The sequence below is a fragment of the Vibrio orientalis CIP 102891 = ATCC 33934 genome, assembly GCF_000176235.1.
GTDB lineage: Bacteria > Pseudomonadota > Gammaproteobacteria > Enterobacterales > Vibrionaceae > Vibrio > Vibrio orientalis.
This window is the reverse complement of sequence record NZ_ACZV01000002.1, coordinates 1-12369: the sequence shown is the minus strand read 5'-3', so window position 1 is coordinate 12369 and position 12369 is coordinate 1. Positions and strand designations below refer to the sequence as shown.

The following is a 12369-nucleotide window of genomic DNA, read 5'->3' as shown; positions in this document are numbered from 1 at the left end:
CATGCAACTAAGCGAAATCCTAACATTGGACTGCACGAAAAGTGCAGTCCAATGTACTAGTAAAAAACGAGCCCTTGAAATGATCAGTGAACTAGTTGCTGAGCAAACAGGGCAAAATTCTACCGAACTGTTTGAATGTATGCTCAGCCGTGAAAAAATGGGTAGTACTGGCATTGGAAATGGAATTGCCATTCCCCATGCTCGTATGCACTCAAGTGACAAAGCGATAGCAGTTTTGCTTCAATGCGAGTCACCCGTGGAATTTGATGCGATCGATAACCGTCCTGTTGACCTACTTTTTGCTTTGCTAGTGCCAGACGCACAGTGCAAAGAACACTTAAAAACTCTTTCAAGTATGGCAGAACGACTTAACGATAAGCAGGTCTTAAAACAGCTTCGTAAAGCTCAGTCCGATCAAGAACTTTACGACATCATGGTTAGCCAATAATGCGTCTTATCGTCGTAAGCGGTTACTCAGGTGCAGGAAAAAGCGTCGCGCTGCGAGTGCTCGAAGACCTTGGTTACTACTGTGTCGATAACCTTCCTGTCGATATGCTTGAGGCCTTTGTCCAGTCGGTGCAATCAAGTAAGCAGAATGTCGCGGTCAGTATTGATATTCGCAACTTGCCTGCTGAGCCGAACTTAGTCGAAGATGTTCTCACTAAGCTAAAACAGGGCTCTGATGTCAGTGTGCTGTTTTTAGATGCCAATAAAGAGACTCTGCTCAAACGCTATAGTGAAACGCGTCGTATCCACCCACTGACGTTAAGCCTCGAAAATACTTCTCTTGAACAAGCGATTGCTAAAGAACGATGCATCCTCTCCCCCCTAAAAGAGAATGCAGATTTGGTGATTGATAGTAGCCACCAGTCACTGCACGATCTAAGTGAAACGGTTCGCATGCGTATCGAAGGCCGAGAACGTAAAGATTTGGTGATGGTATTCCAATCATTTGGCTTTAAGTATGGCCTGCCGAGTGATGCTGATTACGTCTTTGACGTACGCTTTTTGCCAAATCCTCATTGGGAACCTGATTTGCGTCCATTGACTGGTCTCGATGCGCCTATCAAGTCTTTCTTGGAAAGCCACCAAGAAGTGATGGATCTCAAGCAGCAAATTCAAAAATTCATTGAGAATTGGTTACCTTTACTTGAGAAAAACAATCGCAGCTACCTGACTGTAGCGATTGGCTGTACCGGTGGAAAACACCGCTCAGTCTATCTCACTCAGCAGATTGGCGAATACTTTGCTGAAATGGGCCATCAAGTGCAAATTCGCCATGCATCATTAGAGAAAAATCATAAGGAATAATTTATGCAGCAGCAAAGTCGTACAGTTCTAATCCAAAACCGTTTAGGGCTTCATGCTCGTGCTGCTGTAAAACTTGTTGAGTTAGCTCAATCATTCGATGCGATTCTCACCATTCAGAATCACGAAGGCAAAGAAGCGACCGCCGACAGTGTCATGGGACTCTTGATGCTTGAATCCGCTCAAGGTGAGCACGTTACTATCAGCGCCGAAGGCAGTGATGCTCATCCAGCCTTAGAAGCGGTGTGTCATCTTATTGAAGATAAATTCGACGAAGATGAATAATACTTGCCTATCAACTGATTAAATTGCCTTCCTTAACATTAACTTATTAAATCCATTCTAAAATTAAGTTACTATCCTTAGCATTGTAAGCTTATAGAGTCAGGGGGAACCAATGGCAGAGCAAATAGAATTCGACCAAGCTCACCAAGCCCTCCAAGAAGTCACAGAAGCATTAGAAAATGGCCGTTTTGTCCATGTCCGTCGCCAATTACAGGACATGGAACCAGAAGATATTGCCCATCTGTTAGAAGCCTCGCCACGTAAGAGTCGTGAAGTACTTTGGCAACTTACCGATCCTGAAGATTATGGTGAGATCCTCGATGAATTGAATGAGGATGTGAAAGATGATCTGGTGTCAAAAATGGCACCCGAGATGCTCGCCGAAGCGACTGAAGGCATGGAAACCGATGATGTGGCCTACGTACTACGTAGTCTTCCTGATGACGTTTCCCGCGAAGTTCTATCGCAGATGGATGCGGCAGAACGCTTACTGGTCGAAACTGCCCTCTCTTACCCGGAAGATACCGCCGGTGGCCTAATGAACACCGACGTCATCACCATTCGTGGTGATGTTGATGTTGATGTTGTTCTACGTTACCTACGTATGAAGGGCGAGCTGCCAGAGGCGACTGACGCCCTCTACGTGATTGATGAAGAAAATCGCCTCATCGGTCAGCTGCCAATCACCACACTTATCACCACTCAACCTGACATTGAAGTGAGTGAAGTGATGGAAGATGCTGACGAAGCGATCGAAGTTACGATGATGGACTCCGATATCGCTAGCCTGTTTGAGCGTCGTAACTGGGTATCCGCGCCAGTCATTGATGAAAACCAGCACCTTGTTGGTCGTATCACCATCGACGATGTAGTTGATGTTATCCGTGAAGATGCCGAACACTCAATGATGAGTATGGCGGGTATGGATGATGACGAAGACACTTTCGCACCTGTGGTTAAATCTGCACGTAAACGTAGTATCTGGTTAGGTGCCAACGTACTTGCAGCGCTAGCCGCAGCCTCTGTATCCAATATGTTTGAAGCCACCTTGGATCAAATGGCTGCCATCGCGGTATTAATGACCATAGTTCCATCAATGGGTGGTGTTGCGGGTAACCAGACCGTTGCACTTGTCATTCGTGGCCTAGCGCTGGGGCATATCGGTGACTCCAACAAGCGCGAACTACTAATGAAAGAAGCAGCAATCGGCTTACTCAACGGCATCATGTGGGCATTGATCATTGGCGGTATTGTCGTGGCTTGGAAAGGCAATTGGATGCTAGGTGGGATTATTTCTGCAGCCATGCTAACCAACCTACTCGTCGCGGGCATCGCAGGGGTAACTATCCCAATTCTGTTAAAGAAGATGAATATCGACCCTGCCCTTGCTGGCGGTATGGCGCTAACCACCGTGACCGATGTGATTGGTCTATCGGTGTTCTTAGGTTTAGCAACCATTCTAATCTAACGCTAATTAGCTGATACAAAAAAGCGCAGTCGTGATAACTGCGCTTTTATTTTATCCATAAGTTAGTAACTAGCCGTTAATGTTTGGCCCCAACCACTTCTCAGCTTCAAGCATATCCCAACCTTTACGATCAGCGTAACTCTTGACTTGATCCTGCTGGATCTGAGCGATCGCGAAGTAACGCGAGTCAGGGTGTGAGAAATACCAACCCGATACAGACGCACCTGGATACATTGCGTAGCTTGATGTGAGTGTCATGCCAATGGTTTCTTCAACCTTCATTAGCTCCCACAAAGGACCTTTCTCAGTGTGCTCTGGACAGGCTGGATAACCTGGAGCTGGACGAATACCTTGGTACTTTTCTCGAATCAGCTCATCGTTCGACAAGTTCTCATCGGCGGCATAGCCCCAGATTTCTTTGCGCACACGCTCATGCAAACACTCAGCAAATGCTTCCGCTAATCGATCGGCAACTGCCTGAATCATAATCGCGTTGTAGTCATCACCTTGGGCTTTGTACTCATCCGCTAACTCACGCTCGTTAATACCACCAGTCACGGCAAAAGCACCAATCCAATCCTTCTTACCCGACTCTTTCGGTGCAATGTAATCAGATAAGCAATAGTTGAATCCTTTCGGCTTTTCAGTTTGCTGACGTAGATTACACAATAGTTTAGCCACTTCAGTGCGAGACTCATCAGTGTAGACTTCAATATCATCGCCAACACTTGCTGCTGGGAAGAGTGCACACATGCCTCGCGCTTGCATTAAGCCTTCTTTCTCAACTCGGTCTAGCAACTCATTAGCATCATTAAACAGGCGCTTAGCTTCTTCACCCACTTCCTCATGCTCAAAGATCTTCGGATATTTGCCCACCAGCGACCAAGTCATAAAGAATGGAGTCCAGTCGATATAGTTACGCAGTGTCGCGATATCAAAATCATCAAACACATGTACACCCGGCTTAACCGGTACTGGGGGAGTGTAGTTATCCCAGTCAATATCGACCTTGTTGGCACGGGCTTGCTCTAACGTCACTGGCTTAGTACGAGGCTTCTTACGGTTATGCTGATCACGTACACGTTCATAATCTACATCGAGCTTCTCAACAAATGCAGGGCGCAACTCATCAGATAACAACGAAGTACACACACCTACGGCACGCGAAGCATTGTTTACATACACAACGGGTTTACTGTAGTTCTGTTCAATTTTTACTGCAGTATGCGCTTTCGATGTCGTTGCACCACCAATCAACAAGGGCAAATCAAAATCAAGGCGCTCCATCTCTTTGGCAACATGCACCATTTCATCCAGTGATGGGGTAATCAAACCAGATAAGCCAATGATATCGACGTTCTCTTCTTTGGCGACCTTAAGGATCTTCTCACATGGCACCATCACACCAAGGTCGATAATCTCGTAGTTGTTACATTGCAGAACAACACCAACGATATTTTTACCAATATCGTGCACATCACCTTTTACTGTCGCTAATAAGATTTTGCCGTTTGAAGATCCAGCTTGTTTTTCTTTGTTGATATAAGGTTCTAAGTGAGCAACCGCCTGCTTCATTACCCGCGCAGATTTCACAACTTGCGGTAAGAACATCTTACCTTCACCAAACAGGTCACCAACAACGTTCATACCATCCATTAGAGGCCCTTCAATCACCTCTAGTGGCTTAGATGCATTAACACGCGCCTCTTCCGTGTCATCAACAATGAACTCGGTGATGCCTTTCACAAGAGCATGTTCAAGACGTTTCTCTACTGGCCATGTACGCCACTCAAGTGCAGAGGCGTCTTCTTCTTTACCGACGCCTTTGCCTGCATACTCCGCAGCGATATCAAGCAGTCGTTCTGTCGAATCATCACGACGGTTTAGAACCACATCCTCTACCGCTTCGCGCAGCTTATCTGGCACGTTATCGTAGATTTCAAGCTGACCAGCGTTAACAATACCCATGTCCATGCCATTCTTGAAACAGTGATACAAGAACACAGCATGAATCGCCTCACGCACGTAGTTGTTGCCGCGGAATGAGAACGAAACGTTAGAAACACCACCGGAAATCATCGCATGTGGCAAATCACGTTTGATATCAGCGACTGCCTCAATGAAATCCACTGCGTAGTTATTGTGCTCTTCAATACCCGTCGCAACGGCAAAGATATTTGGGTCAAAAATGACGTCTTCTGGCGGAAAACCAACTTCATCAACCAAAATGTTATAGGCGTTAGTACAAATTTGTAGCTTACGTTCACGAGTTTCAGCCTGCCCAACTTCATCGAAGGCCATCACGATAACCGCAGCGCCATAACGACGAATCAACTTAGCTTGCTCAACGAATTTCTCTTTACCTTCCTTTAAGGAGATTGAGTTAACGATGCCTTTACCTTGGATACATTTTAAGCCCGCTTCAATCACTTCCCATTTAGAAGAGTCAACCATGATTGGCACTTTGGATATCTCAGGCTCTGAAGCACAAAGATTAAGGAAGCGCACCATACACGCTTCTGCATCAAGCATGCCTTCATCCATGTTGATATCGATGATCTGGGCACCATTTTCAACTTGCTGACGAGCGACATCTAACGCTTCATCATATAACTCTTCTTTAATTAATCGCTTAAAGCGCGCTGAGCCTGTCACGTTGGTACGTTCACCTACGTTAATGAACAAGCTTTCTTTTTCAATGGTAAGTGGTTCTAGGCCCGATAGGCGACAAGCGACGGTCAATTCAGGCAAAACACGAGGGATAACATCTTTAACAGCTTCGGCCATGTGGCGAATATGTTCTGGGGTGGTACCACAACAACCACCAATAAGGTTTAAGAAACCACTTTCAGCCCACTCTTTAACGTGAATAGCCATGTCTTGAGGAGATAAGTCATATTCGCCAAACGCATTTGGTAAACCGGCATTAGGGTGCGCGGAGACAAATGATTCAGAAATACGAGATAGTTCTTCGACATAAGGACGAAGCTCATCTGGGCCAAGAGCACAGTTAAGACCAAATGAAATTGGCTGCACGTGGCGTAGAGAGTTATAGAATGCTTCTGTCGTTTGACCAGAGAGAGTACGACCCGATGCGTCAGTAATCGTACCTGAAATCATAACCGGAAGAGCAATGCCTAACTCTTCGAATACCGAGTCAACAGCAAAGGCACATGCCTTAGCGTTAAGCGTATCAAAGATAGTCTCGATAAGAATAAGGTCTGAGCCACCTTTGATCAGTGCTCGTGTCGACTCAGAATAAGCCGTCACAAGCTCATCAAAGCTAACATTACGATAGCCCGGATCGTTAACATCAGGAGAGATCGAACATGTGCGGTTAGTAGGGCCAAGCACGCCAGCAACGTAACGAGGCTTATCTGGTGTTTTCGCAGTCCACTCATCAGCGGCTTGACGAGCTAACTTAGCGGCTGCAAAGTTAATCTCTTCACTGAGGCTTTCCATGTCATAGTCAGCCATCGCGATAGTGGTCGCGTTAAATGTGTTGGTTTCAAGAATATCTGCGCCAGCTTCTAGATACTCAAGATGGATATCTTTAATCAGCTTTGGTTGAGAAAGCACTAAAAGGTCATTGTTACCTTTCAAGTCGCAATGCCAATCAGCAAAACGCTCACTACGATAATCATGCTCTTCCAGTTTGTAATCTTGAATCATGGTGCCCATACCACCATCAATCAAAAGAATACGTTGCTTTAGTTGAGCTTCAATCTGTTGCCTTACATTACTTCCCACAGTACAGCCTCATTCCTTTAGTTATCGTTCCATCCTATCACACATTAAAAAGGAGTCTAGACGTCTAAATAAGGAAATTGATGACTTTAAACTGACAAATAATGTTTGCTATTTGAGCGAACTAGGCAGAAAATTCCTATTCACATTTTGTTACATGGTAAGAGTTTAATGTCAGTCTATTACACGCTTTGCTTTCTATCTGCAGCGGCTATGTTGATTGCGTTTGTAAACAGTAAGATAGGTAAAATGCAAACCACCATTGCAATTACTGCTGGGTCGATGATGCTTTCCCTATTAATTCTAATTGCAGGCCAGAACGACTGGTTTCAGTTAACGGAGATTGCCTCTAATACTGTTGCAAGCATCAATTTTGAAGACTTTTTGCTCAAAGGCATTTTAGGCTTCTTACTATTTGCTGGTGGTTTAGGTATCAAACTGCCGAACCTGAAAGATCAAAAATGGGAAATCACCGTTTTGGCATTAGCCGCAACGCTATTTTCTACTTTCTTTATTGGCTTCGTACTCTACTGGTTCTGCCAACTTATCGGCATTCAGTTTGACTTAGTCTACTGCTTACTGTTTGGTGCATTGATTTCACCAACTGACCCAATTGCAGTTTTAGCCATTGTTAAAAAGCTCGATGCGCCAAAACGCATTTCTACTCAAATTGAAGGCGAATCTTTATTCAATGATGGCTTTGGTTTAGTTATCTTTGTCACTATCTTCACCATCGCATTTGGCACCGAGGCTCCAACAGTTGGCAGTGTTACCATGTTGTTCGCCCAAGAAGCCCTTGGTGGCATTGCCTATGGTTTTGTCTTAGGTCTTGTATTCCACTATTTAATTAGTGCCACCGATGACCACTCAATGGAACTGCTACTCACTATTGGTATTCCTACCGCAGGTTATGCATTCGCAGAAGTGCTGCACGTATCAGGCCCACTCGCTATGGTGGTATCGGGCATTATGATCGGTAACTGGACTCGCTTCATCGGTTTCTCGAAAGAGAGTGAAGACCATCTAGATCACTTCTGGGAGCTCGTCGATGAATTCCTTAATGGCGTACTATTCCTGCTTATCGGTATGTCGATGCTACTGTTCGAATTCCACAAAGAAGACTGGATTTTGATGGCGTTCTCTATTCCACTGGTACTCGCGTCCCGTTATCTGAGTGTTTTCTTATCCTACATCGGGTTTAAGCGCTACCGTAAGTATAACCCTTGGTCTGTTAAGATCTTAACTTGGGGCGGGCTACGTGGTGGTCTTGCATTAGCAATGGCGCTCTCAATTCCTTCTGGTATTTGGGTCATCCAGGATAAGCTCATCGACGTAAAAGAAATCATTTTGGTAATGACCTACTCTGTTGTCGTATTCTCCATCCTCGTTCAAGGGTCAACCATTACCCCAATGATCGAAAAAGCTAAGCTCGCGCAAAAAGAGATGGATTCAGAAAGTAGCACCGCAGAGCAAGAGTCATAACTCTCAGAACATGTAAGAAAGGTAGCTTAGATTGGCTACCTTTCTTATATCGTAAAAACGCTAAACCAGCTTAGTCTGTCATTACTTTTGTACCACTTCGACTTTAACGACCTGCTTAGTATTCGCCTTTCTAATTTTAATAATCACAAAGCTAGTAATGGCTAGGCATAGCGTAATAACAGGCGCCGCCATAAGCCCTGCCGTAATATATTTACTCATGGTTTCAGGTAGTAAAGGCAGTAACATCCCAAAAGAACACAACAGTAATGTCCAGAGAATCGCACTTAGCCAAGAGAAGTAATGGAACTTATTCACCTTACTTGCACGCATACCCATCATCAACGGAAGCAATGAACGAACAACAGGAATAAAGCGCGCGCTAAAGAGAGCAACAAGCCCATGCTTAGCAAGAAGAGTGTCCACTTGAGCCATTCGATTTGCAGGAACGGCCTTCACCCACCCTTGAACTCTGGGTAAACGATTCAACCACGTCCCTTGTAAATATCCCGCCCAACTACCTAGAGCTGCACATACACAGATTAAGAGTAATATTGCAATAGGGTTAAGGATCCCTACCGCAGCCAATGTACCGGATAGTACAACCACGCTATCGCAAGGGAATGGGGCTGCAGGTATAAAGCCACTTTCGAGGAAAATCAGTACTGCAACAATACTATAGATTAGCGCTGCACTTCCGGGGCTTTGTAAAATCGAAAAGTCTTGGTTCCATAAAGCGAAAAGCACCGAGAACATAGAGTCCAACATACGCCTATCCTTATCATTTTGGTCGTCAGTATCCCTTTGTTGTAGCGTCGTTAATTCGGAAGTACAAATTCAATACGCTATCGTTAAGATTGATAAAAATAAAACGTACTCAATAGTTTGAAAAGTTGAAATTTCCACACCTCGATTTACTTTCTGACAATGCAATTTCGACCTTGATGCTTGGCCTCATAAAGATAACTATCAACACGTGCCAACACTTCATCGAAAGGTGTTGAGAGTTGAGTGTGAGGTAAAGTCGCCATGCCTAAACTAACGGTGATTTTTAGCGCCTGAATGTCATAGTAGATTTCCATAGCTTCAACTTCCTGGCGTAAACGTTCAGCAATTTCGAAACCTAAAACACTATCAGTATTAGGCAGAACCAAACCAAACTCTTCTCCGCCTAAGCGACCAACCACATCCATATTTCGTGTGGATTGCTGAATATGTTTGACCAAGGCAATAAGGACTTCATCACCAGCTGCATGTCCATACTGATCATTGACCTGCTTAAAGTGGTCGATATCGAGCAAAATAACCGTAAGAGGTGCTTTCCAGCGCGAGCAAGTACTTATCGCGCGCTCAGTTTGCTCGTAAAAGCTACGACGATTAAATGCTCCAGTCAGAGCATCAGTGGCGGCTAATTCGCGCAGTTTATGTTCTAAGTTTTTACGCTCTTCAATATCTGTAATAGACATGATAACCAGTGGCTGATCATCAAAAGATAGCAGACTAAATGCAAACTCTACCTGTCTGAATCGCCCATCTGGAAGTAACAACATCAAATCACATGACGCGGTTGAACTACCCTCGATTTGCGAAGTCGTTTGGCATAATCGAGACCTGAATAATTCATGACTATGCGAAGCTATAAACTCACTAGGGTGTCGATTGACCACTTCTGCTTTAGATCGGTTCAGTAACTGACAGCTAAACTCATTAACCATGATAATATCAAGTTGAGGGTTACAGATAATTATCCCAATAGGAGCGGCATTAACTAGCCCTTGTAGTTGCTTAGTCGTGCGCTTCGAGTTCTCTAGCCGCTGAGATTGTAGCTCTTCAAGTTTCTTACGTAGGTAGATATCCCTAAAAACCAGCAACCAGCTATTTACGGTGATATTCGTCAGCCGAACACGCATAATATAGTCCGTCCCTGAACAATTGATGTTGAGGTCAGCACTTTTATTACCACTATGTTGGTAGTCATTGATAAACGAGCGTAACTCTGGCGAATTTCGTACAATTTCTAACTCAAATATCTTTGAGAAATTCGCAGCAGAAGTGAGCAGTGGTGGCTCAAAATTGCCACTTCTAATATCTTTGACATTTCCTTGTGTATCGACCCACAAACTCATATCCGGCAATGAATCTAGAATAAGATTGAGCGTTTGATTCCGCTGAGTTAATTCATTGCAACTTATATCCAACGAGCGTTCTGTTATCATCAACTGCTCATCAAAGTTCTGGTAGCCTTCATTAACTAGCTCGATGAGCTTTGCGAATTCTGGATCATTGGGGATCCCTTCCGGATAAATTCGCCTTAACTGCCTTTGAAGTAACCTATGCATACTACTTTTCCGAGAATGCAGTGATAGTCATGGTCTGATTATGTAATTCTGAGTTATGACGATTATCTAAAGGAGCAATTTCTCCATAAGAGTAGAAGCCACACAGGATAGTCTCATCACCTAACTCCTCTCGCACCGCGTCTACTTCATCATCAGCTAGTTGCTTCAACAGTAATTTACGCCCAACACAACTAATCAGAATAGCTACTTGAGGTGAATCGTCTATATAGTCACGACACACTTTCGCCGCCTCTTGAGCACCATCAATCAGAGAGTCAACATTAGCTCGCATCAATTTGGCGGAAACTCCCGGTGGAATATTGCCTGCAAATGTAATCGCTCCCAATTTTTCATCCGTTGCTAGTAAAGTTCTCACCAACTTCGTCCCTTTATCAGGATCTGATATCTCTAAAGGAAACCTCAACCCACTTGAAGGCAGCTCATTTGAAAGATCACCCAAATAGCTGTGATAAATCTCTAACGCATTCTGATCATCGAGCTCATAGAGTACATTTCCTTCAGAGCGAGTTACTTTACGTTCAACACCAAAAGCACACCACCCTCCTCTAGAGCCATAACTCACTTGTAGTGCATCTCCGTATAAGCCAATAGCAACGACTAAACCTGATGCTTGTATGTTCTCGGTATATACTTTAGTTTCAATAAAATTAACGCAATCGCCCGCCAGCCCACCGGTGACTTTAACGTGTTGAGGCAACACACTACGAAGCCCTTCTACAAGATAAGTGCCATCTACCTGAAGTCCATCGCTAAGGACAAATACATGCCTAAGATCGGGCTGTAGCAAATCGGTGGCTAAGGCACTCCCCAACGCTTTACAAGCGCCTTGGTATTCAGACAAATACCGCACTGATTTTCGGATAGCGGTTTTTTCGAACTGAACAAAGGTGATCACCAGCGAGTCATTTAATACGCCATCATTACAGATCTCCCCCGCTGTTGTGCAACCAATGATGTGTGATTTAGAAAAGTCATTTTTTAGAGTTTGAGATGCGTCTTTAGTTAATGGTCCATAGACAATAAGCAAAGTATTTGAGCTATCTGATATCGAAATTGACGAGAGATCTAATGGCTTGTCACTATCCCAAACTAACTGCTCTGTATTCATATTAGCCTCCCTCTCATAAACTAAAGTTAGCTGTTTTTGCCTAACTTGCCACCTTAGATTATGCGGTTGAGGCTATTTACAAATAAATGCAAAAAGCCCGTTGCGTCAGCAACGGGCTTCTAAAATATGCATTCATAAACGACGAAAGCCTAGTCGTAAGACTAGGCTTTCTAAATAAGTGGCAGATGGCTGGGCTTGCAGGCAAGCGGGACTCGTTGGTCGCAGACCAAATTAACCCTATACAGACGAAAAAGCCCTAGCATTTCTGCTAGGGCTTTGTCTGAATAAGTGGCGGAGCGGACGGGACTCGAACCCGCGACCCCCGGCGTGACAGGCCGGTATTCTAACCAACTGAACTACCGCTCCGCACTGGTTAGACTCTAGAGTCTAAATTTAAAGCCTGGCGATGTCCTACTCTCACATGGGGAAACCCCACACTACCATCGGCGCTAATTCGTTTCACTTCTGAGTTCGGCATGGAAATCAGGTGGGTCCAAATCGCTATGGTCGCCAAGCAAATTCTTAAAATTCGGAAAGCTGTTAAGTTCTTAACACATTCAATATTCTTGTATTGAGTCCATCAAAACCCTTTGGGTGTTGTATGGTTAAGCCTC

General features: G+C 44.5%; 9 protein-coding genes, 1 tRNA gene and 1 rRNA gene. 5 read left to right on the top strand and 6 right to left on the bottom strand.

The window, feature by feature from the left end:
- Position 1 precedes the first annotated feature (1 nt).
- From ptsN to mgtE, 4 genes are all read left to right on the top strand, one after another.
- Positions 2-448 (top strand): PTS IIA-like nitrogen regulatory protein PtsN, encoded by a 447-nt coding sequence (ptsN, locus tag VIA_RS00855; RefSeq protein WP_004416712.1) that lies wholly within the window; start codon positions 2-4, stop codon positions 446-448.
- On the top strand, positions 448-1311 hold the full coding sequence (rapZ, locus tag VIA_RS00850; protein WP_004409807.1) for an RNase adapter RapZ: 864 nt from the start codon (positions 448-450) through the stop codon (positions 1309-1311). The genes ptsN and rapZ overlap by 1 nt, the downstream gene beginning before the upstream one ends.
- 3 nt (positions 1312-1314) lie before the next feature.
- Positions 1315-1593, top strand: coding sequence for an HPr family phosphocarrier protein (locus tag VIA_RS00845; protein ID WP_004409805.1), 279 nt, complete (start codon positions 1315-1317; stop codon positions 1591-1593).
- Between the two features lie 112 nt (positions 1594-1705).
- Complete coding sequence (gene mgtE, locus VIA_RS00840; RefSeq protein ID WP_004409804.1) at positions 1706-3061, top strand: magnesium transporter; 1356 nt, start codon at positions 1706-1708, stop codon at positions 3059-3061.
- 69 nt (positions 3062-3130) lie between these two features.
- On the opposite strand, the gene metH is transcribed toward mgtE, so the two are convergent.
- Entirely contained in the window at positions 3131-6811 is a 3681-nt protein-coding gene (gene metH / locus VIA_RS00835) for a methionine synthase (RefSeq protein WP_004409802.1), read from the bottom strand.
- A gap of 168 nt (positions 6812-6979) precedes the next feature.
- On the opposite strand from metH, the gene VIA_RS00830 reads away from it, so the two are divergent.
- Positions 6980-8290: a cation:proton antiporter gene (locus tag VIA_RS00830; RefSeq protein WP_004409801.1), complete on the top strand. Its 1311-nt coding sequence runs from the start codon at positions 6980-6982 to the stop codon at positions 8288-8290.
- Between the two features lie 81 nt (positions 8291-8371).
- On the opposite strand, the gene VIA_RS00825 is transcribed toward VIA_RS00830, so the two are convergent.
- The 5 genes from VIA_RS00825 to rrf form a co-directional block, all read right to left on the bottom strand.
- Positions 8372-9055: a DedA family protein gene (locus tag VIA_RS00825; protein ID WP_004409800.1), complete on the bottom strand. Its 684-nt coding sequence runs from the start codon at positions 9053-9055 to the stop codon at positions 8372-8374.
- Positions 9056-9201: 146 nt separating this feature from the next.
- The gene (locus VIA_RS00820; protein ID WP_004409799.1) at positions 9202-10626 is read right to left on the bottom strand and encodes a GGDEF domain-containing protein; all 1425 of its coding nucleotides are present in this window, start codon (positions 10624-10626) and stop codon (positions 9202-9204) included.
- A gap of 1 nt (position 10627) precedes the next feature.
- Positions 10628-11755, bottom strand: a complete 1128-nt coding sequence (locus VIA_RS00815; protein ID WP_004409798.1) for an FIST signal transduction protein — start codon at positions 11753-11755, stop codon at positions 10628-10630.
- A 289-nt stretch (positions 11756-12044) separates the two neighbouring features.
- A tRNA-Asp gene (locus VIA_RS00810) sits at positions 12045-12121 on the bottom strand.
- Positions 12122-12153: 32 nt separating this feature from the next.
- Positions 12154-12270: ribosomal RNA gene (gene rrf, locus VIA_RS00805) — 5S ribosomal RNA — on the bottom strand.
- Positions 12271-12369 lie beyond the last annotated feature (99 nt).